At 58.4% G+C, this 22,684-nt stretch carries 17 protein-coding genes and 1 pseudogene; 8 read left to right on the forward strand and 10 right to left on the reverse strand.

Features of this window, described 5'->3' with window-relative positions; translation table 11 throughout:
• Nucleotides 1–21 precede the first annotated feature (21 nt).
• The 8 genes from ACE3UG_RS09035 (at nt 22) to ACE3UG_RS09070 (ending at nt 9,922) form a co-directional block, all read left to right on the forward strand.
• Nucleotides 22–1,200 carry a toxin-antitoxin system YwqK family antitoxin gene (locus ACE3UG_RS09035; RefSeq protein ID WP_374622542.1) on the forward strand — a complete coding sequence of 393 codons (1,179 nt, stop codon included), beginning with the start codon at nt 22–24 and terminating at the stop codon, nt 1,198–1,200.
• Nucleotides 1,201–1,312: 112 nt separating this feature from the next.
• The gene (locus tag ACE3UG_RS09040) at nt 1,313–1,651 is read left to right on the forward strand and encodes a hypothetical protein (RefSeq protein ID WP_374622544.1); all 339 of its coding nucleotides are present in this window, start codon (nt 1,313–1,315) and stop codon (nt 1,649–1,651) included.
• Nucleotides 1,652–2,377: 726 nt separating this feature from the next.
• A complete protein-coding gene (locus ACE3UG_RS09045) occupies nt 2,378–3,712 on the forward strand; it encodes an MFS transporter (RefSeq protein ID WP_374622546.1) in 1,335 nt (444 codons plus the stop codon).
• A gap of 70 nt (nt 3,713–3,782) precedes the next feature.
• On the forward strand, nt 3,783–5,078 hold the full coding sequence (locus tag ACE3UG_RS09050) for an alpha-hydroxy acid oxidase (RefSeq protein WP_374622549.1): 1,296 nt from the start codon (nt 3,783–3,785) through the stop codon (nt 5,076–5,078).
• A 237-nt stretch (nt 5,079–5,315) separates the two neighbouring features.
• On the forward strand, nt 5,316–6,041 hold the full coding sequence (locus ACE3UG_RS09055; protein WP_374622552.1) for a class II aldolase/adducin family protein: 726 nt from the start codon (nt 5,316–5,318) through the stop codon (nt 6,039–6,041).
• A 272-nt stretch (nt 6,042–6,313) separates the two neighbouring features.
• Entirely contained in the window at nt 6,314–6,628 is a 315-nt protein-coding gene (locus ACE3UG_RS09060; protein WP_374622555.1) for a transposase, read from the forward strand.
• A gap of 821 nt (nt 6,629–7,449) precedes the next feature.
• A complete protein-coding gene (locus ACE3UG_RS09065) occupies nt 7,450–8,739 on the forward strand; it encodes a nitrate/nitrite transporter (RefSeq protein ID WP_374622557.1) in 1,290 nt (429 codons plus the stop codon).
• 100 nt (nt 8,740–8,839) lie between these two features.
• Nucleotides 8,840–9,922, forward strand: a complete 1,083-nt coding sequence (locus tag ACE3UG_RS09070; protein ID WP_374622560.1) for a porin — start codon at nt 8,840–8,842, stop codon at nt 9,920–9,922.
• 215 nt (nt 9,923–10,137) lie between these two features.
• Here the strand turns inward: ACE3UG_RS09070 and ACE3UG_RS09075 are convergent.
• The 10 genes and pseudogenes from ACE3UG_RS09075 to ACE3UG_RS09120 form a co-directional block, all read right to left on the reverse strand.
• Nucleotides 10,138–11,232, reverse strand: a pseudogene (locus ACE3UG_RS09075) (NAD-dependent succinate-semialdehyde dehydrogenase); the annotation flags it as partial.
• Nucleotides 11,233–11,359: 127 nt separating this feature from the next.
• Complete coding sequence (locus tag ACE3UG_RS09080; RefSeq protein ID WP_374622563.1) at nt 11,360–12,025, reverse strand: TetR family transcriptional regulator C-terminal domain-containing protein; 666 nt, start codon at nt 12,023–12,025, stop codon at nt 11,360–11,362.
• Between the two features lie 193 nt (nt 12,026–12,218).
• Complete coding sequence (locus ACE3UG_RS09085; RefSeq protein ID WP_374622566.1) at nt 12,219–13,415, reverse strand: nitrate/nitrite transporter; 1,197 nt, start codon at nt 13,413–13,415, stop codon at nt 12,219–12,221.
• Nucleotides 13,415–14,245, reverse strand: coding sequence for an enoyl-CoA hydratase/isomerase family protein (locus ACE3UG_RS09090; protein ID WP_374622569.1), 831 nt, complete (start codon nt 14,243–14,245; stop codon nt 13,415–13,417). The genes ACE3UG_RS09085 and ACE3UG_RS09090 overlap by 1 nt, the downstream gene beginning before the upstream one ends.
• 26 nt (nt 14,246–14,271) lie before the next feature.
• Nucleotides 14,272–15,765: a class I adenylate-forming enzyme family protein gene (locus ACE3UG_RS09095; RefSeq protein WP_374622571.1), complete on the reverse strand. Its 1,494-nt coding sequence runs from the start codon at nt 15,763–15,765 to the stop codon at nt 14,272–14,274.
• Between the two features lie 73 nt (nt 15,766–15,838).
• Complete coding sequence (locus tag ACE3UG_RS09100; RefSeq protein WP_374622574.1) at nt 15,839–17,248, reverse strand: TIGR00366 family protein; 1,410 nt, start codon at nt 17,246–17,248, stop codon at nt 15,839–15,841.
• 415 nt (nt 17,249–17,663) lie between these two features.
• Nucleotides 17,664–18,662 (reverse strand): MDR family oxidoreductase, encoded by a 999-nt coding sequence (locus tag ACE3UG_RS09105; protein WP_374622576.1) that lies wholly within the window; start codon nt 18,660–18,662, stop codon nt 17,664–17,666.
• 416 nt (nt 18,663–19,078) lie between these two features.
• Nucleotides 19,079–20,290 carry an MFS transporter gene (locus ACE3UG_RS09110; protein ID WP_374622579.1) on the reverse strand — a complete coding sequence of 404 codons (1,212 nt, stop codon included), beginning with the start codon at nt 20,288–20,290 and terminating at the stop codon, nt 19,079–19,081.
• Nucleotides 20,287–20,964, reverse strand: a complete 678-nt coding sequence (ribB, locus tag ACE3UG_RS09115; RefSeq protein WP_374622582.1) for a 3,4-dihydroxy-2-butanone-4-phosphate synthase — start codon at nt 20,962–20,964, stop codon at nt 20,287–20,289. The genes ACE3UG_RS09110 and ribB overlap by 4 nt, the downstream gene beginning before the upstream one ends.
• 193 nt (nt 20,965–21,157) lie before the next feature.
• Nucleotides 21,158–22,630 carry an NAD-dependent succinate-semialdehyde dehydrogenase gene (locus ACE3UG_RS09120; RefSeq protein WP_374622585.1) on the reverse strand — a complete coding sequence of 491 codons (1,473 nt, stop codon included), beginning with the start codon at nt 22,628–22,630 and terminating at the stop codon, nt 21,158–21,160.
• Between the last annotated feature and the right edge of the window lie 54 nt (nt 22,631–22,684).

Consider the following 22,684-nt stretch of genomic DNA (forward strand, 5'->3'; position numbering starts at 1 on the left):
CTCACAACCCAAAACTCGGATATGAAAACCAAGATCATCACGGGGATCACTTGTGTCGCAACAGCCGCACTCGTGTTAAATCTCAGCGCTTGCGGCAACAAGTCTCTCGACTTCAGAAACGCTCAAATTGTGAACGGTAAGGTGTACGCCGAAGGAGCCAATGAACCCTTCTCGGGAAAACTGACAAACGTCCCCAACGGGGTCATCCTCGACAACCTCGGCAGCTTCGCGAAATTCTCGAACGTCGTCCGAAAAAGCTTGCCTCAGTTGGACGTCGGTCCAGCGCGGGCTTCGAGTCTGGCTTACTTCTATAGCGGGGCGCGTGAAACGGTCGGTGTCTTCTGCGATGCAGAGATTCGGAACGGGCTACTTGACGGCTCAACAACGTGCAGCACCGCGAACACCCAGAACGTTTTGCTTGCGATGAAATTCTCAAGCGGGAAACTCGACGGCAAACTCACGTCTTACGTGCCTGGCGGGAACAACCAGGTCATCTCCGAGGTAGCGTTCGTGGACGGGCAACCTGACGGCACGCAAGAGATCTTCAGCCCGTCAACTAAGAAGCGAGTGCATGTCATTCACTGGGACAAAGGCCTGCCGATCGGTGCTGAAGAAGGCTTCGATGAAAACACTGGTAACCGAATCCTCCAAGCCACCTATGTCAACGGCCAATTGGACGGCCCCTTCACTCGATATGCGGCTGAAAGCGGCCAAGTAACCATGAAAGCAACATTCAGCGGTGGCAAACAGTTGGGTCTTCAAGAGGGTTTCGACCCTGAGTCAGGACGTTTAATCAGTCGCGCCGACTTTGTCGACGGCAAGCTGCAGGGCATCGCACAGCGCTGGGACAACTCAGGCAAGCTCATCTTCGAACACGAGTACCGCGATGGGCAAACAGTGCCCGACAGTGAACAGGTCAACGACTGCTTGGCGCATAAGCTTAGTGCTTATGAACGAACGTCCACGAATTTGTGGACGCCTGACCAGCGCGAAATGTGGCACGCAGAGTGCCGCAACGGCGAGGCCGCAAATCAAAACATCGCTGCGAATGCCGCTGCACAATCGACTGGCAGCAAACCGAGCTGCGTTGATAGATGGACCTCAGCCTTCCGCAAAGAAAACGGCGACGACGCGATCATAACCGTTGACCAACTCGGCGAATGGAAAAGCTGGTGCGAGCAGGGGAAGCTACCCAGCTAGTTCGCGTCAAGCGGCGAACTCGGGCATACGGGCTACGCGTCAAAAATGCCCAGCCCGTATCCCCGGCTAGCCCACCAAAATCAATCACACTAACTGCATAAGGAATCTGGACATGTCCGTCGACATGAAGAAGTACGCCTCTGACGAGCTCACCACCGCCGAACTCGACCACCTGATCATCTGTCATTCGTCGTTTCAGGTGGTAGGTGTGGCCGATATCGGGCGAGTCGTCGAAAGAATCGAAGGGCGCATCGAGAAATCGGGCATGAAATGCCGGGTGTTCACGGAATACCGATCTGCCTCTTTAATTTCCATCTTCAGCCCGGCCGCGGTTCTGGGCGTAGGGGCAGCCATCGGTATAGCCGCACACAATCTCGCAACCTACAACCCCGACTACGAAATTGGAAAAAACAAGATCTCTAGCACGGTGACAGTCAAGTACGTGAAATAGTCATGTCGAAGCATACGGGGGCTCGCCGCAAGGCGAGCCCCCGTATATGCGCCGATTTTTTTACTTGCCGCGCGACTCAACCTTTCCAGCTCTCGCCGGGCTGAAACTCGCTACGCACGTCCATTGCAGCGCTCATGCCTTCTTTGGACGCCGCGTCGTGTTCGGCCGAACATCCTGTTGCGGCTTAATGCGGGGGATGAGATATCTGCCCCCCGCTTACTTCCTCCATTGAAATCGCCAATGGTCGAAATATCGCATGCTCAGGCGCCGGACAATTAATGTCCCCGCCCTAGCACTGCCGCGCTTTCACTGCGCTCAGGGGCACCACATTTGGCGCCCGGCTTTGCGTGACAAAACCCACCAGGATTGCGCCGCACAGCGGACCGATGGCCAACGTCAGAGAGCCATCGAAAACGAATGCGACGTTGCGTAGACCTGACCAACAACGATCGGGGACGTCGCGGAACCGGACTGCCAAAATTGCGTTATTGAGCACGGCTGCAGTGACCTAAGCCTGCCATCCAGACTGGTCGACAGTTCTGTCTGAATTTTCCCTGGGAAATGCCCTTTCCGCTGGAACATCGCAGACATAACTCGGGCAGCTCCCTGGTTGACACTGGACTGAATTCCCCTCAATATTTAATGAGATCAATGTCCGCCATGCGGACATGCGGGATTCGTGGCCCATCGGCCGGAAGCCATATAACAATCGGAGACGCGGTGACGATGAGAACCAACCCAGAAGTATCGATAACGCTTGCGGACATCCAGGGCACCGGTACAAGAGAAAGTGCGTATCGGCTGATTGCCCGACGGGTCGTCCCTTTTCTATTTCTCGCCTACGTCGTCTGCAACATCGACAGGATGAATGCCGGCTTCGCGGCCTTGGATTTCCAGAAGGACTTAGGATTCGGGCCGGCCATATACGGACTTGGGGCTTCTCTATTTTTCATTGGATACGCCTTATTTGAGCTTCCAAGTAACCTGCTGCTGGAGAAGATCGGCGCGCGCAAGACGTTCACGCGAATCATGCTGCTTTGGGGCTGCGCCTCCGCCGCACAGGCATTCGTCACAACACCTTTCCAGTTCTATGTGGTGCGGGTAATCCTCGGCGCAGCCGAAGCCGGATTTCTACCGGGGGCGATCTATTACCTGACGCGCTGGTTTCCAACCGACCGCCGCGCACAAATACAGAGCCTCTTCTATATCGGGATGCCTGTAGCGGGCATTATCGGCAGCCCGATATCCGGATTGATCATGCACGCTTTTCAGGATTCGACGACGCTCAGGGGATGGCAATGGATGTTTATCCTTGAGGCGGTGCCGACGATTCTCCTTGGTGCCTATGCCTTCTTTGCGCTCGCGGAGAGTCCGGAATCCGCACAGTGGCTACAGCCCGATCAGCGGCTCGCGGTCTTGACAGAGTTGCAGGCCAAGGAAAAGAAACGTGAGAAAGTTAACGGATCGTCTTCCCTTTTGGCTGCAATGAGAGAACCACTCGTGTGGGTCGCTTCGTTTACCTACATCTGCCTGGTATGCACGTCATCCGCGCTGTCTTTCTGGATGCCGAGCGTGATCAAGAGCTTCGGTTTAAGAGATCCCCTCTGGATTGGCATGCTGTCCGCTGCTCCGGCAGTTGCGATGCTCGTGTACATGATCCTCTTGTCGCGTCACTCGGACCGGAAACAGGAGCGCAGATGGCACCTTGGTGCATCTCTCTTTGCCGGCAGTATTTGCCTCGTTGGCCTCGGATTTTTCAGTGGCAATATTCTTCTTTCGATGGTCTTGCTCACTCTCGCAAGCGGTCTGATTGCGGGATGCTATCCCGTTTTTTGGGCTATTCCGTCTGGCGCGCTCCCGCGGTCGATCAGTGCAGCAGGTATCGGGCTGATTGGTGGCGTCGGAAGTCTGGGCGGATTGCTTGGCTCATCAATATTCGGCTTTGCAAAAGCTCATACCGGGTCTTTCAGCATGGGACTCTACTTCATTGCAGTTGTCATCGCCGCCGGAGCGCTTGCAATCGTCCTAGGCATTCCAAGAGAAAGGCCGTTTAGGACTTGATCGTCGCGACCTCATCAAACAGGTCGCCGCTACAGAGAGTGACGCCGCGTTCCATGGTCTGCGATGCACCATGACGGGTGGCGAGTTCGAAGGCAACTGCATACAACCAAAGCGATTTTCGACGCGAGTATCGCAAAAACACAACGTGCGACGACATCTATACATCGGGTGTGACCTTAAGCGGGTTCAGACCATCGACGAGCTCCGTGCCGCAGCGGAACGCCGGCTCCCTGCATTTGCGTGGCAGTACATTGAGTCCGGCTCAGAAGACGAACTGACGCTCGAGCGAAATCGACGTGTGTTTCGCAATATTTCCTTTGTGCCGTCGACTCTGGTTGACACGTCCGGACTGGATTCAAGTGTCGAATTGTTTGGCGCGCGCTTACCCGCGCCGCTCGTGGTGGCTCCCACTGGTTTCAATGGACTCGCCTTCCCGGGGGGGGACTCTGCTCTCGCGCGTGCTGCGCAGCGCGCACGCATTCCGTTCACCCTGAGCAGTTTCGCGAATGAAAGCATCGAAGAGATTGGTACGATCCCAGGGGCGCAGAACTGGTTCCAGCTTTACATCCTAGAGGATCCTTCGATCACCACGCGTCTTGTCGAGCGGGCACGGCAAGCGAATTTCAAGGCGCTTGTGGTCACGACCGACGCGAATGTGAGCAGCGCTCGCGAGTGGCAAAGGCGCTGTTACCGGTCTCCCGGCAAACTAAGTCATCCGCACCTGTTCGATGCGCTGTGCCATATTCGGTGGGTTCGTGAGTATGTTCGCCGTATGGTGTCACACGGTGAACCTGTATTCGCGAATCTTGCCGAGTTCTTCCCCCGACGGCAGATCTCCGCGGCCAAGGCCGCTTCGCTGATCACTTCGCAATTGAAGCCCCGCATCACCTGGGACGATGTCAGGAAAATAAGGCAGCTTTGGGACGGCCCCCTCCTAGTGAAGGGCGTCATGACGGAAGCTGACACCATACGAGCGCGGAATACCGGCGTGGACGGCGTCGTATTGAGCAATCACGGAGGACGTCAGTTAGATTGCGCTGTGTCTCCAATCGAGGTATTACCAGCAATCCGGAACCGTCTGCCGGACTTCCCGATCCTCGTGGATAGTGGCTTTCGCCGGGGTAGCGACGTTTTGAAAGCGCTTGCGCTTGGTGCCAACGCTGTAATGGTTGGGCGTGCAACATTATACGGTCTTGCAGCAGCAGGTGAAGGGGGCGCCGCTCACGCAATCAATATCCTGATGAGTGAGATACATCGCGTGATGGGATTGCTCGGTTGTCTTGATTTGGCCTGTGTTGCGCGACATATTAATTGTCCGGCGGCGACCCATAGCGCCGGAGGCGGCGATTTCCACTGCTCTCGTTGAAACGCATCTCTCGCTGATGAGCAGAGCACTCTCGTAGCGCGCGGCTTCAAGGCGACCGCGTGTGGACCTTTAGTTTTCTCTCGGGGAGGAATGCAGGGCACGCCTTCGGCCGCTTTCCTGCAGTCCACCCAACTGGCGCGCCGATCGCGTCTATGCCAGCGAATCCGTCGCCGAGGCCCGGTGAATCCGGACAACATGGGGCGATTGGCTCGCGCTGGCCCATTGTGGATAAAAGTGATGAATAACGCGTATGAAGAAGCTCACCTGCGCCGGGATCTCGCGGCGTGCTATCGCATGTTCGACTGGCTCGGGTGGACGGAACTTATCTTCAATCACATTACGGTCCGACTACCAGCGTCGGAGACCGACAACCAGTACCTGATCAATCCCTTCGGCCTGCACTACGCAGAGGTGACGCCGGAAAATCTCCTTCGCGTCGCACTCGACGGAACCTTGCAGCAGGAATCGGAATACACCGTGAATCGCGCTGGCTTCGTTATCCACAGCGCGATCCACGCGAGTCGCGCGGACGCACATTGCATCATGCACATGCACACCACGGCCGGATGTGCGGTAGCCTCGAAGGAAGAAGGACTAAGGGCGGATAATTTCTATAGCGCAATGCTTTATGGTGACGTTGGTTATCACGACTACGAAGGGGTGACAACCAACGTCGACGAACAGCCACGACTCATTGCTTCGCTTGGATCCCGAAATCACCTCATTTTGCGGAACCACGGACTACTTGCGGTCGGCCCCGACATTCCAACGACATTCAACCGACTCTGGACGCTGCAACGCGCCTGTGAAATCCAGCTCGCGTCGGATGCTGGAGCGGGTCCCAACCGCGCCATCCCCGCCGAGATCCTTGAGAAAGTTCCGCAGTCACGCGTCGCTTCGAACTCAACGGTTCACCGGCTAATCTTTGAGGCGATGCTCCGCCGCGCCGGAATTCAGCTCTAGACGAATCAGGCAACTCGCCCCGGCGCCCGAGAGTCACTTGCGGATGCGTAACGTCGCTGCATTAATACGCACGCGAGGTGCAAAGAATCTGCTCGCTGGCGCATCACTCTGGCGAACACGAAAGCGCGGATGTCCGGGCACAGCTCGCATCCCGACTAGGGCGACGGCGCGACACGCGCCGCTTTGCCGAAGATAACCTTGGACCCCCATCCTTCATTCAGCTCGCCACGAAATCCGTCTTTCACTCGGTCCTCACGCCACGATTCCGGATCATGTCGCTGGCCTTTTCCGCGATCATGATAATCGGGGCATTGGTGTTACCGGATACCAGTCGCAGTTACACCGCGCTGGCGCGCAGCTACGGCCTGCGCCAGGAATTCATCACCCCGCATTGTCCACAGCAGAACGGCATGGTCGAGCGCGTCATCCGGACGCTTAAGGAGCAATGTGCGCACCGCCATCCCTTCGAGACGCTGCAACACGCCAACCGTGTGATCGGCGACTGGATTCAGCTCTACAACCATCGACGGCCGCATCAAGCGCTGAAGATGATGACCCCGGCCGAGGCTTTTGCTTTAGCCGCCTGACCTGAGCAGGTTCTGCTGGTTCATTGCAATGACGCTCTCCGTGCCCCGCTCCCCTCCATTTCCGGCACGTCCCGGTTCAAAAATTCTTTTAAATTACATCGTTTTCCGAATCATTGCGTGACTCGCCGGACTATTCACTAGCACCTTCGTACTGTTCGTGCTCTCTCCTGGTGTGGTCAAGCATCAAGACGTGCAGGAAGCCTATTTTGAGCGGTAGCACCCCGTAGCCGCGTCGGCCAAACGGCGCCGCCTCCTGACGCTTGGCGATTTCGTCCAACAAGGCTTCGTCTCAGCGCAAATCAGAGGCACAGCACCCAAAATGATGTTCACGCTCGTCAAGCTCGAGCGACTGCAGGAACTCCTCCTGGCAGCCGATCTTTCGCCGTTCTCCCTGCTCCCTCCGCTTTCAGTCCTTACCGCCCGAACGCGATGAGGTTGATCACCGCGCTTGCGCCCCGGCGTTGCCGATGCGCTTGCAGTGCCTTCTCGCGCGCGTTTTGCCTTCAGGCGGTGGGTCTGTTTTTCCATCTGGGCTCCGCACAATGTGAGCACGAGAGGCCGCACAGGTGGTCGAAATCGCGGCAGATGATGCCGGCACACGCATTGCCATCACGCGATCGATCAGACCGACCCGCACCACCCTATCCACGCTGCGAACACGAGTAAACCCCACGTGACGATCCATGCCGAATGTTTGATACTTATCAAAACTTGAGACAACTGTCCGTCTGTCGGACATACCCAGATGATGCAGGCCGCCGGCTTTGCTGCGTCGGAGGCATTCATCTGCCCAGCCACATCCCCACATGAGAAACAAAACCATGGAGACGAAGCAGCTTGCCCAAGAAGGCAAAGAAAGCCCTCGCCAAATTCCCAATATGGACCAGAATCCACCGGCCTACCGCTGGGTCGTGCTGTTCGTCGTCTGGATCGCGTTTCTGCTTAGCTATGTGGACCGTGTGGCATGGAGTACCGTTGCCGCGCCTGTAGGACGTTCGCTCGGAATCTCGGTAGCCATGCTCGGCGCATTTGTGACGGCATTTTATGTGGGCTATGTCCTTGCGAACGTAGTCGGCGGCATCATCACAGACACGATCGGAGGTCGCCGCACGCTCGTTTGGGCTCTCATTCCTCTGGGTGTCGCCACCTTCTGCTTTAGTTTTACTCGCAATCTCACAACTGGTATCTGGATTCAGGTCGTCATGGGCATCGCCGCAGGCGCGGACTACTCAGCGGGCGTCAAGATCCTCACCTCGTGGTTCGGCAAGGACCGCGGCCGTGCACTCGGCCTCTATGCGACCGCCACTTCTCTGGCCGTCGTCATCGCAAACGCGATCGTTCCCACCGTGGCGAAGGTCTTCAGTTGGGAAATCGCATTTCGAACCATGGGTGTGGTTACGTTCCTGTGGGCAATTGTGTGTCTCATTCTGCTGCGGGATAGCCCGCTAAAGGTGCCTTGTGCCCGAATTACCCGCGAGGAAGTCGGTCGTTTGGTTAAAAACCGGAATCTCGTCCTCCTTTCCTTTGCGGGATGCGGAGCGCTGTGGGCGACCGTTGGTTTCGGCGCGTGGGGTAACGCCCTCATGACCAAGCAATATGGCATCGCTCCAGTGACCGCCGGTTCGATCGCCGCTTTGTTCGGTGTCGGTGCGGTGATCGCGAAGCCCTTGCTGGGATGGCTTACCGACCTGTTTAAAGGCTCTGCGAAACTGGTCTCGATCGTGTGCTTGCTGTGCTTCGCATCGATGCTTGTTGTTTTCAGTCAATGCTCGACCGTCGCCCAGTTCTATATGGTTGCGCCCTTCCTGGGTGCCGCAGCGTTCGGCTATACGCCCGTGCTTATCGCACAGGTTACCCGTGCCTCCGGCGCAAAGTCCGCCGGTGCCGCAGCCGGTCTTACCAACGCTGTCTGGCAATCCGGAAGTGCGCTGGCTCCCATCGTTGTCGGCGGGGTATACGCATCGACGCACTCCTTTCTCTTCGCGCTGCTTACGCTCGCCGCCGGGCCGTTATGCGGTGTAGTTCTCCTCTTCTTCGTCGCGCAGAACCTCGCGCCATCGGCAGACGTTTCGATTTCCGATAGCGCCCAGGAACCTCAGGCGGCGCAGTAACCGAACCTAGCATCGGTGCATGAGCCAATCATCGGCTCTATAAAAATTACATAGTTTTACTTATTTATAAAAACGAAAGTACGGTTTGGAGACTAAATAAATGAAGCAGTTCAAAAGCAAAAGGCATATTGTGAGTGGTCTGGTTGCAGCAGGTTCATGCCTTGCTGCGTCTGGTGCCCACGCGCAGTCAAGCGTAACAATGTACGGCATCGTTGACGCCGGCATCAGCTACGTGACGAACGTATCCAAGAGTGGCGGCCAAAACCACTCTGCAGCTCAGATGTTCTCGGGCGGCGAAGCCGCCGACCGGTTTGGTTTCAGAGGAGTTGAGGATCTCGGAGGCGGGCTAAAAGCCGTGTTTCAACTGGAAAACGGCTTTAGCGTCGTGAACGGGACGCTACAGCAAAATGGCAGACTGTTCGGCAGACAGGCATTTGTCGGGCTTGAAACATCTTATGGCGCCGTGACGCTCGGTCGCCAGCGAGTGCCGATCTATGACTTCTTTGTGCCGCTTGATCCGCTCGGATACTACAACTGGTCGCTCGTTGCCCAGGACCCCCAGTATGCAAATCGCGCCGACAACTCGATCAAGTACGTTGCCAGCGTTGGCCCGGTCAAATTTGATGCGTTGTTCAGTACTGGGTACGACGCGACGATTGAAAATGGTGCGCAGGTCCCCGGTGAATTCCGCGTAGGTCAGGAGATCAGCGGCGGCGCCTCCTATGGCGCCGGCCCGCTCCTCGCGGCTCTCGTGTACGATCTCCGCCGCGGGACGTCGGTTTCCACGCAGGGTAACAAGGAGCAACGCATTGCTTTTGGGGCAAGCTACCAGATCGCTTCTCCCGTGACGGTGTTTGCGGGCTACAAGTGGTTCAACAGTTCCGTCCCGGCAACGGCCGCCCGCTCCGATATGTACTACGGCGGCCTCCGGGTTGAGTGTTCTCCCGCCCTATTTGTTTCCGCAGCGACGTACTACACCAATATCAAGTCGGCAGGGCAGCACCCGATCGACTTCGGGATTAACACCCAGTACCTATTGTCCAAGGCGACCAGCCTCTACGCCGAGTTCAACTACGTCAAGAACAGCAACGGTTCGAATCTGGGCGTTGCAGGGTACGGTACCGGCGTCGTTGCCAGCGCCAATCAGACCGGCTTCGCAGTCGGTATCCATCACCTCTTTTAAGCTGCAGCGAACCGCACGCTCCTGCCAAGAGGCGTGACAAGCGTCCCGGCGCGCCGCTTCGGAACTCAGCGCCGGGACAAGCTTTTCCAGACAGATCCGCGTTGCCCTAGCGCCGGCTCTCATCTGCAAAGGCGCTGCCCCCTAATTCCCTCAACGTCCGTACGATCTGGACCAGAGAATGCTCCGGTTCAGATCATCCCAACATCGTCCCGTCGTCAGATCCCGCCGACGCACATGCACTTGATCACCACGTAATCGTCCACGCCGTAGTGCGAGCCTTCGCGGCCAATGCCCGACTTCTTCACGCCGCCAAACGGTGCGACTTCGTTCGAGATAAGGCCGGTGTTGATGCCGACCATGCCATATTCGAGCGCTTCGGCCACACGCCACACTCGGCCGATGTCGCGGCTGTGGAAGTAAGCGGCGAGTCCGAACTCGGTATCATTCGCCATCCTGATCACGTCTTCATCCGAAGAGAAGCGAAACAGTGGTGCGAGCGGGCCAAAAGTTTCGTCGCTTGCAACCTTCAACGCGGGCGTGACGCCGGGGAGGATGGTCGGCTAGAAAAAGCCATGGCCGAGCGCGTGACGCTTGCCGCCCGCGATCACCTGGGCGCCCTTCGCGAGCGCGTCCTCGATGTGCGATTCCACCTTCAGCACGGCCGCTTCGTTGATGAGCGGGCCTTGCGTCACGCCGGCTTCCCTGCAGAGACCAACCTTGAGCTTTTCAACCGCGTCGCACCGTTTGGCCGCGAACGCGTCGTACACGGCGTCGTGCACGTAGAAGCGGTTCGTGCACACGCAGGTCTGGCCGCTATGGCGATACTTCGAAGCGATCGCGCCGGCGACGGCAGCGTCCAGATCGACATCTTTAAACACGATGAACGGCGCGTTACCGCCGAGTTCCAGCGAGACTTTCTTGACCGTGGAGGCGCACTGACTCATGAGCAGGCGGCCCACTGGCGTCGAGCCCGTGAACGAGAGCTTGCGCACGGTCGGGTTGCTCGTGAGTTCTCCGCCAATCGCCTTCGGGTCGCCCGACACGACACTGAACGCGCCGCGCGGCACGCACACGCGCTCAGCCAGAACGGCCAGCGCAAGCGCCGAGAACGGTGTGGCTTCGGCGGGCTTGAGCACCATCGGGCAGCCTGCTGCGAACGCGGGACCGCCCTTGCGCGTGATCATTGCGGCGGGGAAATTCCACGGCGTGATCGCGGCGCACACGCCCACGGGTTCCTTCGTCACGACGATGCGCTTGTCGTTCGCGGGCCTCGGGATTGTGTCGCCGTAAATGCGCTTGCCTTGCTCCGCGGCGAGGATGAGTGCGAGGTAGCGTCCAGCGTTAGGCGTGTTCGGTACGTCAATTTATGTCATCAGCGCGGCATCGACCTCCCTTGCTAAGGTCGGCATCAAGCGTGCTGCCGAGTGACTAGTGACCTTATGCTGCCGCCGATTTCGGTAGTCGCGGCACGTGCCCGCCTCGAGCCAACTTGCCGGTTGCGCGAGCCTTGCTAGGCCTTGGATCCTCCACACGCGATGTCGAGTTTCCCAGTGCTCTCAGTTGACCGATGAATGCTTCGCTCACCGCGTCCAACGGTGCACGCGACTTTTCGAGCTTGGCCCCCAATACGGCGCCTTCCCACGCGTACCAGAACAACCGCGCCAGGCCATCCGTGTCTACGCTGGGCGAGAGTTGTCCCATTTCCTGCGCTTCGTCCAGACAAGCGCGTACGCGTGCCTGCCATCCTTGCACAGTGGCGAGCAATACACCTCGGAAAGTTTCATCGAGCGCGGCAAGTTCCTGACCAAGATTGCCGACCAGACACCCACGGCGAAACTGGAACCGCTCCATTCCTGCGGTAGCTTCATCCATGAACGCCTTGACGCGATCAATCGGCTCCACGGTCGCGTCGGACAGTATGCGATCAAGCTTCTTGTTGAAGTACTCGGCGTACCGCTCAATCACCTGAACCGTATAGGCGTCCTTGCTACCGAAGTAGTAGGCGAACGAGCCTTTCGGGACGCCGGCGGCGGCCACGATCTCATCAACAGGCGTGTTGTGGAAGCCCTTCTCCGTAAAGACGGCTACGCCGATTCGGAGCAAGTCTTCGCGTTTGTTCCCATCGCGGGTCCGACTCTGCACCGCGGGTCGCTTTGTCTTCTCGGTCAAAGTGGCGCTCCTTGATAGCTACAACGTTGGTCCCACCGGACTACAGGCCTATCGTATGCAGTTTTGGCTGACTGGTCAACTAGAGCCCGTGCGCCACCTTGGATGCTGACGAACGTCTGGTCCGCTATCAGATTTGCCGCCGCATCCCCGGGTACACGAGGCGTCGCAAGAACACCAACCCCACTACCGGGCCCGGCAACATCAGCCAGGCCACGTCGGGACCCAATTTGCCGACCTCGCCCACCGCCATGGTGATCGGCAACACCGTGATCAAGAACCCGATGCTGTTTTGGATAGCGAGCGCACTACCCAACAACTGCGGTGGACAGGCCTGCGCGGACAGGGCAGAGAACTGCGCCGAATCGGCGATCACCGAGCCCCCCCAGATCAGCAAGACGGCGATGCTGAGCGCTGGGCTGCCGTGGTGCGCAGCTAGCGGGAAGATCAGGCACATGCTGCCTGAGAGTGCCAGCGCTGACGCGGCAACGCGTGCACTGCCGAATCGCTGGCTCACGAGCCCCGCCGCCACGCACCCAAGCGCGCCTGATGCAATGACAACGAACGTCACCAGCGATGCCAAATGGTGTCCATCTCCGCCGCCGACACCCAAAACGTACGTCACCAGAAATGGGGCGACCGCCCAGAACGCATAGAGCTCCCACATGTGGCCAAAGTAGCCCATCGCCGCGGCACGAAATGCCGGCTCCCGGAACACGGTCAGCGCCGCTCCCCAAGAATGTCTTCGGGGCGCAGAGCCACTCCGCAAGTGCGGCCCGTCGCCGAGCAATGCGATCATAGCGCCCCCGACTAGTGCCAGCACGGAAGACGTCATCACGACCGTTTGCCAGGACCACGCGGCCCCGACAGCCCGCACCCCATGAGGCAAGGCTGTGCCCATCGTTAGCATCGCCACCAGAAGCCCCAGCGTCTTGCCGGCATTCCCCTTCGACCAGGAAATGACCATCTTCATGCCCAGCGGGTAGATGCCAGCCAGGCAGAGGCCAACCGCCGCGCGCACAAGAAGAGCTTGGTCGAACGAGATTGGCACCAGCGCGAATCCTGCGTTAAATGCAGCGCCCAACACACTGGCAATGCAAAAGATACGGCTTGCTGGAAAGCGGTCTGCCAGCCCAGAAGTGGCGAGCAGAAGCGTTCCGGCGATGAATCCGAGTTGCACGGCGCTCGTCAACTGCCCGAGCTGTGGCGTCGCGATTCCCCACGCTTGCACAAGGCTCTCGGCCGCACTGTTCGGACTGAACCACAGCGAAGTTCCGAGAAGCTGCGCGACAACGATAATGCCGATTGGATATTTTGAGAACTTCATTACTCGTCTTCGAAACGCTCGGCGCGCCATGCCAGCGCAGCCTTAAGCCCGTCGTTTCGGGCGATATCCATGAACTTCACTTTGTCTGGCGAGCCGTGGGATTCGATGCTGTGGTCGATATCCAATGCTGCCGCCAATGCCGTCTCGATGCCCTGAATTTCATACGTGCGCTGGATCGCCTTCTTGGTCTGTTGCACGAGGTCCGGGTCCATCTTTGCCATGTTCCGAGCAATGCGTAGCGCAACACTCAAATGCTCGCCAGGCGGCACAACTTCGCTCACCAGCCCCATCTCCATGGCAAGACGCGCGCCGACGCGATCCTGCCCGCTCAAGATGATGCGCTTGGCGTGTTTCGGAGATGTCATCCATGGCAGGAGCATGGTGACAATGCCTGCGCCGAAGCGCAGTTCCGGCTCGCCGAAGAATGCATCCTCGGCGGCAATGGTCAAATCGCAGGCCAGCGCCATTTCAAACGCACCGGCGACGCAAGGTCCGTGCACGGCCGCGATCGTTGGCTTCGGGCTGCGCCAGAATCTCATCGTTGCCGTGAAGTCCAGGTCCAAGATCTCGCGCCATATCTGCGGACCTTTGGGCTGGCGCTCCATTTGATCCTTGAGGTCAAAGCCCGAAGAGAAGCCATTTCCAGAACCCGTGAGCACAATGGTCCGGACACGCTCGTCCGCCTCCAACTGCGTCATGGCCTCGCATATCTCCAGGAGCATGTCCTTGGAGAGCGCATTGAGACGCTTTGGGCGATGGAGTTTGAGGACGGCGACACCATCATCACCAACGTCAACCTGAATGGATTCGAATGAGTTCATCGTTTGCATGATGTGAGGAGGATTTGCGTCAGCACTCAGGCTTTCCAGGATGCGAGCGGCGCAACCGCCTGCGTCTCCAGCCATCTAGCGAGTTGGCCACGGTCGACCTTTCCGGTGCGCCCCGTCGGCAACTCCGTACCGACGAAGCAGGCGTCGGGATGCTTGAACTTCTCGAGGATATTGGACAGCTCCGTTCGCACCAGCAGCGCATCAATTTCTACACCGGCTTTGGGCACCAGCAACGCCTGAATTCTCTGCCCCATGACCGGGTCGGGAGTACCGGTGACCAAGGCTGCAGCAACGCCGGAGCAGCTCGTCAGCGCGCGCTCCACTTCCACTGGGGTAACCTTGTTACCCCCGCGAACGATGACATCTTTCAGACGACCTACGATCGACACATAGCCATCACCGTGTCGAACGGCAAGATCGCCCGTGCGAAACCACCCATCTTCGAACGCGGCTCGCGTCAGCTCGTCATCGCCCAGGTAGCCACTCATCAGATACGGTGATCGAAGTTGCAGTTCACCTGGTGCGTCTTCCTCCCGATCGGTAGATACGACCCGGTATTCAATATCGGGAAACGGCTGACCAATGGTGCCTTCATGCGTCGCGAAATCTCGAGGCTGGAGCACAAAATCACACGTCGAAGTCTCTGTCAGACCGTAGATATCGAAGAGCCCTGCCGGCTCGACGAAGGCGCGCAACGATTGCGAAAGATCCTTGCCAAGCGGCTCACCGCCGATGACTACCGACCTCAGACGCCCTGCCGCTCGCACGTTATCCTTCGCCGTCGCGAGCTCTTCGTCCTTCAAAGCGCTGAAGATTGCCCGAACCATGGTCGGGACCACCCCAAGGAAAGTGACGCCATCGCGAGCCAGCGAATGGACAAACTCGGCCGGTGAGAACTTTGACTGTGTGAGCAGCCGTCCCCCCGCCAGAAGGGTCAGCAAGGAAACCCAGATTCCAAAGCTAAACGTATTGTTCAGCACCAGCATCGTCACATCATCAGACTGGATGGACAGTAGACGCTGGTTTTGATCCAGCTTGCCAGAGAACGCAGCGTGAGAGAGCACTGCGGCCTTTGGCAGACCCGTCGATCCCGACGTGAAAATAATGAGCGCGCCGTCCTCCAGGATGCGACGCTGGGCACCATCGGTCGCGCTACCCGAGGGACGCAGTTCCTTCAGCGGCTCGTTTTCCGCCAACAGATCGAGACAAAGCTGGCAATCCGCTTTGGCTTGCATGGCCCCGACCACCGCCTCCGGGGTGGTGCGATGCACCGGCGCCACGACGCCACCGACAAGCCAGACACCAAGAAATGCAACGAAATCGAGCGGATGATTCGAGCATTTGACCATGACAGGCTCATGCTGAGCCAGCTTGGCTTCGCTCAGGTGCTGCGCCAACTGCCGTGACCGGTTAAGCCACTCCGAATAGGTCAGTTTGACGCCTTCACCGCTAAGTGCAACGCGGTCACCATAGGTGTTCGCAGCTTGTTCAAGGCGAGATGCGAGGATGCTCTGCTTCATTGCTTCACCATGTCAATTAGGTTGTCGCGACACCGGATCATGCGACGTCGCGCTTTCGGTGCTAGGTCGACGTTTAACCGTGCGGGAACATGAGCAGCACACCGCCCATGACTGTGCACATCACGAAGAAGATAATCAGCGTGTAGCCCATGACGCGTCCCAACCCGACGCCGGCGATCGCGAGCAGCGGAATCGCCCACATCGGCTGGATCATGTCGGCGGCGCCCTCTCCTAATGCTACCGCGATGGCTACCGCGCTGGGCGGGACCCCCAGACTGGTGGCAGCGGGCACCGCAAAGGGAGCTTGCACGACCCAGTGTCCGCCGGCACTAGGGACAAACACGCTGATGATCAGTGACGAGATGAAGGTCCAGAAGGAAAGCGTCTGACTGGAAGAATGTTGGACAAACATCTGCGACATCATGTCGGCCAAGCCTGTGGCCGACATGATGCCCATAATTCCGCCATAGAGCGGGAACTGCAGAAGGATGGGACCGGCAACTCGTGCTGCATTGTTGACTGCCTTGAGGTAAGCGCGCGGCGTCCCGTGCATCAACATGCCAAGCAACAGAAAAATCAGGACAAGCATGTTCAGATCAAGCTTGAACGTACCCGCCGTGAACTTCATCGCGATGTACCAGGCGCCAGTTCCCACCAGAATAAGGTTGACGACCCAGCTGTGATTCAGCCAACCCGCAATCGTCGCAGGTACCGGAGCATCAGCCGCAATTGCATCCTCATTTTTGAGCTTCTCCGGATCGGCCGGCACCGCTTCCTTCGCACTCGGCATCATCAACCAGAAGACAAACGGGATGATCACAGAGAGCAGCAAAAGCGGAAGATAGTTCAGGGGAGACAGCAGAAAGTCCTTCATCGGAAGCACGTTGCCGGTGACCTTCTCGATGATGTTCATTGGCGCCCCGCTGCTAGCGCTGAGTAGCGCGATAGAGCTTGAGATACCGCATACATAGAACGACCAGCCAGCGTAAGCCGCGGCCACCAGCCAAGCAAAATCCACTCGGACCCGCTTGGCAACCTCACGGGCGAAGAGCGCTGTGACTACCAGGCCGAAGGCCCAATTGAGCAGCGTACTGATCAGCGCGACGAAGACTGTCAGGACCATAGCTCCCCCTGGCGACGTCGCCAGGTCTGCAGTCGCCGAGAGAAGCTTCGAGACTGGCTTGGAGGTGGACAGCGCGTGCCCGGTCACCAAAGTCAGTGCGACGAGAAATGCAAAACTGGCGATCTTGAAGACGCCGTCATACCATCCCGTCAGGACGTCCGAAGGCGTCCCTTTCGGTGCAACGGCAAATGCAAGCAGGCAGGTGAAGCCGGTGAGAAGAACCGCGATAACAAACGGATCCGGCATGACCTGCTCTACCAGGCGCACGCACAGCCGGCTTAGGCGCCGGATAAAACTGCCACCAACGATCGCTTCAGATTCCGTCGGCGCACCGTGTGAGTTCGAATCGGAAAAGTCCATCGCTTGTCTCCATTAGCGCTGTAGACATACATGCCCTGCCGTGCAAGGGCTCATTTACCAGTTGACTGGTCATTTATTGTTTTACTGAGGAGCGGCGCCCCGAGAGCGAGATACGGGACTCGCCATGGAATTTCATTGCCGACCGTAGTCGGTTCGCTCGGATGAATAACGGTTCACATGGTGACGCCTTGGGGAAGCCGCCCCGGTTCGCGCAAGGCTTATGGCGCGCGCGGCCCGACAAGGTCACCAAGCCCGCCTAACCTGAGCGATCTGCGATGGAAGATGTGATCTGCATGGCTGCCTCCGGTGAGTCTTTTTGTTCGCCGGCGTTTGCCCGGCGTCGTTTTATTGCCTTGGTGCCAAGGTACTGCCACCGGGCGAGTGCCAATCGACACTCGCCCGAGCAAAAATACATCTACGCGTTCACGTCAACGAGAACGCGTCCTTTCAGTTTTCCGTCGAGCATGCGCTCGGCAGTGCTCTTCACGTCATCCAGCGATACCGTCGTTGCCGAGATTCCTTCAAGCATCTCGATTGGCAGATCGTGGACGACTCGATTCCAGGCCGCGATGCGGTCCTGTGTCGGCAACATGACCGAATCCACGCCAATCAGATTGACCTTGCGCAGGATGAACGGCATCACAGATGTTGGAAGATCGGCGCCACCGGCCAACCCGCAGGCGGCCACCACGCCGCCATACTGCATTTCGGCGAGCACACGGGCCAGAACCTTGGAGCCAACGGTATCGATGGCAGCCGCCCAACGCTGCCCCTCCAATGCCCTTGGCTGGTCAGCCCATTGAGGACCGTCAGCAAATTCCGAGGCGCCCAGCGTTGCTACATAGTCATGCTTGGCGGTATCGCCAGTCAGGGCGACAACCTGATAGCCAAGCTTCTTCAGGATTGCCACCGCAACACTGCCCACGCCGCCCGCGGCACCGGTCACGAGTACGGGCCCCGAAGCAGGGGTGATTCCTGCACGCTCGAGGGCGTTCACACACAGCATGGCGGTGAAGCCAGCCGTGCCCACCATCATCGCCTGTCGGGTGGTAAGTCCCTCTGGCAGCGGAACGAGCCATTCACTCTTCACCTGTTGGTATTGGGAGAAGCCGCCAAAGTACTTTTCCCCCACGCTCCATCCAGTGAGCACCACCTTCGTGCCTGCCTTGAACCGAGGATTGGAAGACTCGACGACCGTTCCCGCTAAGTCGATACCCGGCACGAGCGGCCAGGACTTCACGATCTTGCCGCGGCCGGTCACGGCGAGCGCGTCCTTGAAGTTAATCGTGGAGTACTCGATCTTTACCAGCGTGTCTTCACCTGGCAGCGCATCGACGGTCAGGTTCTCGACGGTGGCAACAGTCTTCGCATCCTCCTCGCGGAGCATCATTGCGCGGAATTGGTCAACGCTCATGGGTAAATCCTTTCAGAGGCCCTCTTCCGAGAGCCGTTGCGGGTGTACGGCTTGCCTCGAGCAAGTTCAGTTGCGCCGTCAAGCTTTCCGGTCCATCGAAAGCGGCTCGGAGCGGCATCGCAATCAACTAGACGACCAGTCAACTATAAGCATCACCTTCTGTAGCGTCAAGGATCGATCTACAGGGGTTTACGCGGGCGTCGGCACCCGACGGGTTGCGAAAGGTCGAGGGAAGCTGCACATATTCTGGCTCCCGCACAGGGGGCTATCGCTGTTGGAGGGCGCCCCGCTGTGGCCTAGCGGCCGAAGACAGGCTAGACAATCGCGGCGCGACTGTTAGACGCTAAGCCTTCGGCCGGACCGTCGCGAGTACGCGAATTCCCAATAAGCACCATTAAGGCGTTGGGCAGTTTGACTCAAGCTGTCGAGGATGATGGTTCGCCTTTGGCGGCACACAGCGACGGGAGGAGGGCCAACAACCCCACCAATGGTCCTGGAGCGAGGTACCACGCCACATAGATGCCTTGCGACGGAAAGCTCGACGTCACCAACATGATTGAGACAATGGTTATCGCAAATCCGAAACTGTTCTGAATCGCGAGCGCACCGCCAACCAGTTCGGGCGGGCAGGACTGGGCTGAAGCTGCTGAAAACTGCGCCGAATCCGCAATAACGGCGATTCCCCACACCAGCAGCGCGATGAGGCTTGCCACTGCCCCATAGGGTCGGAGTAGGGGGTAGACGATACACATGCCCCCCGAGATGGCCAGCGCGATGGCCGCAACGGATTGGCTTCCAAACCTATTGCTCAGGCGGCCCGCGAGCAGGCAGCCGAAGGCGCCGACTGCGATCACTATGAACGTCACGGCAGGTACCTGACCCAAAACACTTCGTTCTACATCGCTGCCTTTCAGGGCATCTGCGACAAAGAAGGGAACTAATGTCCAGAAGGCGTAGAGTTCCCACATGTGCCCGAAATAGCCGCACGCCGCCGCGCGAAACGAGCGGTTTCGAAACGCACCAATGGAGGCCCCCCAGGAAAGCCGCCCTACGCGCCGGGGCGGGAGGAACGGGCCGTCTCCCAGCGCCAGAACGGCAAGCCCACCTAACACTGCCAATGCGCTGGAGGTGAGCACTACCATCTGCCAAGGCAAACCGCCCCCGGCGGCGCGCACTAGGTGCGGTAGTGCCGAACCGAGAGTCAGCATCGCCACAAGTTGCCCCAATGCCGACCCGGCTTTTCCCTGAGTCCATCCGATGATCATTTTCATGCCAAGCGGGTAAATTCCGGCAAGGCACAGACCGACCAAGAAACGGACAACCATCGCGTCGCCAAGGCCGCTCGCCCACAGCGCGAAAATTCCGTTGAAGAGTGCGCCGAAGACACTGGCGATAGCGAATATGCGGCTTGCTGAAAAGCGATCTGCCAAACCGGTGACGGCGAGCACCAAAGTTCCGATGATAAAACCGAACTGCGTACAACTCGTCAATTGTCCGAACTGTGCCGTAGTCAGATTCCAAGCATGCGAAAGGCTTTCGACAGCGCTGTTTGGGCTGAACCAGAGTGACGTCCCCAAGAGTTGGCCGAGGACAATAACCGCTTTAGGACTTCGACTCAGCAGCTTCATTGCTGCAGATCCGGACTAGCTGCATACACTTGCGGTGCCGTTCCTCGCACGAGGATGAAATCATCATCCTCGGCTTCCGCTCGATATCTCACCAGGTCAGCGATAGATACGACGCGCAGACCAAACCCGGCAGCAAAGCTGGCAATCTCAGCACCTTTCATCACACTGCCGTCGTCGTTCACCAACTCAGAAATCACTGCTACCTCGGGTAGGCCGGCAAGTCGGCAGAGGTCCACTGCAGCCTCAGTGTGGCCCCGCCTTTCCAAGACTCCGCCCGACCTGGCGATCAATGGGAAGATATGGCCAGGACGGACAAAGTCCGCCGGATCCGTGCTAGAAGCCAATGCGTTGACAGTATTGCAACGCTCCGCCGCGGAGATGCCGGTGGTGACACCCGCCTTCGCGTCGACCGACACGGTAAATGCGGTGCGATGGGGATCTTCGTTGTGTTGCACCATTGGCGGCAGATCCAACTCCACAGCCCGCTCCTCGCTAAGAGGTGCACAAACTATCCCCGAAGTGTGACGAATGATGAACGCCATAATGCCTGGGGTGCAATGAGTAGCGGCTACGATGAGGTCACCTTCATTTTCGCGATCCGCATCGTCGGTCACCACCACTAGCGCGCCGGCCCGAAATTCGGAAACTATTTTTTCGATCGATGCATTCTTCATAATCAACTCCATACACGTCCGCAGACGCAGCGACCAAGATTCAGGAATACGGGAACACCTCGGCCATCAGCCTCGAAGCGAATCGCATGACTACCCGACGGATCTCCCCCAATAGCGCGAAAGATTTCCGTCGACCGCGACCTACGTGAACGCGGTAGACCGCGTAGGCGCAGATACTGCGGGAACCTGACAGTCAATCGAGGCCGCCGATACAAACATATTTCAGTTCGGTGTAATCGTCGATGCCGTACTTCGAACCTTCGCGACCTACCCCGGACTCTTTGATGCCGCCAAAAGGTGCAACCTCGGTCGAAATCCGGCCGGTATTGATCCCCACCATGCCGTACTCGAGTTGGCTCGAAACCCGCCAAAAGCGCTTTAAGTCCCGCGTGAAGGCGTAAGCAGCCAAGCCTGCGGCTGTAGCATTGGAGGCGCGGATCACATCCTGCTCCCCGTCAAATCGCGTAATGGGAGCGACAGGCCCAAACGTTTCTTCGGAGTGAATCAGCGCCTCGGGCGGGACACCAGCTAGAACGGTGGGCAAGAAAAAGTTACCCGGTCCTGTAGCGCGGCTTCCGCCCGTCGTTACGCGAGCGCCGCGTTTTACCGCATCCTCGACATGGGACGTCACTTTTTCTATTGCCCGCTGGTCGATGAGAGGGCCCTGGTCCGTTGGTCCGAGCAGCCCATTGCCAAGGCGAAGGCCACTCACTCTGACGGTGAGCTTCTCTACAAACTCATCGTAGATGGCGTCCTGCACGAAAATCCGGTTAGCGCATACACAGGTCTGCCCTGTATTGCGAAACTTTGCTGCGATCGCTTCCGACACAGCGAGGTCAATGTCGGCGTCGTCGAAGACGATGAAGGGTGCATTCCCACCCAGTTCCATCGAAACCTTCTTCATGGTCGCGGCACAAGCGGCCGTGAGCATTTTTCCCACCGCTGTCGAACCCGTGAACGTGAGCTTTCTCACGAGAGCATGGCCGGTAAGCACTGAACCGATCGCTGCCGGGCCGCCCGTGACGACATTGATGACGCCCTTTGGGATCCCGGCTTCCTGCGCAAGAAATACCAAGGCCAATGCGGATAACGGCGTGACATCAGAAGGCTTCAAGACGACCGTGCAGCCTGCGGCCAGCGCCGGAGCGAGCTTGCGTGTCACCATCGCGGAAGGGAAATTCCACGGCGTAATTGCCGCTACCACGCCAACTGGCTCCCGGAAAACCAAGAAGCGGGTGTCCTGAGAGTGGCTAGGAATAGTGTCGCCGTAAACTCGCTTGCCCTCCTCGGCGAACCACTCGATGAACGAGGCCGCATAGCGAATTTCATTGAGAGCCTCGGCAACCGGCTTACCCTGCTCTGCGGTAAGGAGCGTGGCGAGGTCATCCTCGTGCTGCAGCACGAGCATGTGCCAGGCTTTGAGCCGAAGGGCTCGCTCTTTTGCGGTCAGGGAGCGCCATCTCGCGAAGGCCGCATGCGCGGCCTCTACCGCGCGCTCTGCTGCGTCGGCGCCGAGACTCGGAACGGTGGCGATAACCTCCCCGGTGGCCGGATTCTCAATATCGATCTTGGCACCGTCTGCCGCACCGGTCCACTCGCCGTTGATAAAAGCCTGCGTACGCACCAGGTCCGGGCGCTTCAGCAAACTTGCAATCGAGTTGTTCATGTCTAATCTCTGATTTTGGAAACTTGGCACATGCCACCGCTGCGTCTGACTGCG

This window comes from Pandoraea sp., from assembly GCF_041919235.1.
Taxonomy (GTDB): domain Bacteria; phylum Pseudomonadota; class Gammaproteobacteria; order Burkholderiales; family Burkholderiaceae; genus Pandoraea.

Coding starts and splice junctions, on each gene's coding strand:
- ACE3UG_RS09100 (WP_374622574.1), bottom strand. CDS start 17,248: ATGGACTTTTCCGATTCGAACTCACACGGTGCGCCGACGGAATCTGAA.
- ACE3UG_RS09070 (WP_374622560.1), top strand. CDS start 8,840: ATGAAGCAGTTCAAAAGCAAAAGGCATATTGTGAGTGGTCTGGTTGCA.
- ACE3UG_RS09085 (WP_374622566.1), bottom strand. CDS start 13,415: ATGAAGTTCTCAAAATATCCAATCGGCATTATCGTTGTCGCGCAGCTT.
- ACE3UG_RS09065 (WP_374622557.1), top strand. CDS start 7,450: ATGGAGACGAAGCAGCTTGCCCAAGAAGGCAAAGAAAGCCCTCGCCAA.
- ACE3UG_RS09050 (WP_374622549.1), top strand. CDS start 3,783: ATGACGGGTGGCGAGTTCGAAGGCAACTGCATACAACCAAAGCGATTT.
- ribB (WP_374622582.1), bottom strand. CDS start 20,964: ATGAAGAATGCATCGATCGAAAAAATAGTTTCCGAATTTCGGGCCGGC.
- ACE3UG_RS09105 (WP_374622576.1), bottom strand. CDS start 18,662: ATGAGCGTTGACCAATTCCGCGCAATGATGCTCCGCGAGGAGGATGCG.
- ACE3UG_RS09060 (WP_374622555.1), top strand. CDS start 6,314: ATGTCGCTGGCCTTTTCCGCGATCATGATAATCGGGGCATTGGTGTTA.
- ACE3UG_RS09045 (WP_374622546.1), top strand. CDS start 2,378: ATGAGAACCAACCCAGAAGTATCGATAACGCTTGCGGACATCCAGGGC.
- ACE3UG_RS09035 (WP_374622542.1), top strand. CDS start 22: ATGAAAACCAAGATCATCACGGGGATCACTTGTGTCGCAACAGCCGCA.
- ACE3UG_RS09095 (WP_374622571.1), bottom strand. CDS start 15,765: ATGAAGCAGAGCATCCTCGCATCTCGCCTTGAACAAGCTGCGAACACC.
- ACE3UG_RS09090 (WP_374622569.1), bottom strand. CDS start 14,245: ATGCAAACGATGAACTCATTCGAATCCATTCAGGTTGACGTTGGTGAT.
- ACE3UG_RS09040 (WP_374622544.1), top strand. CDS start 1,313: ATGTCCGTCGACATGAAGAAGTACGCCTCTGACGAGCTCACCACCGCC.
- ACE3UG_RS09120 (WP_374622585.1), bottom strand. CDS start 22,630: ATGAACAACTCGATTGCAAGTTTGCTGAAGCGCCCGGACCTGGTGCGT.
- ACE3UG_RS09110 (WP_374622579.1), bottom strand. CDS start 20,290: ATGAAGCTGCTGAGTCGAAGTCCTAAAGCGGTTATTGTCCTCGGCCAA.
- ACE3UG_RS09055 (WP_374622552.1), top strand. CDS start 5,316: ATGAATAACGCGTATGAAGAAGCTCACCTGCGCCGGGATCTCGCGGCG.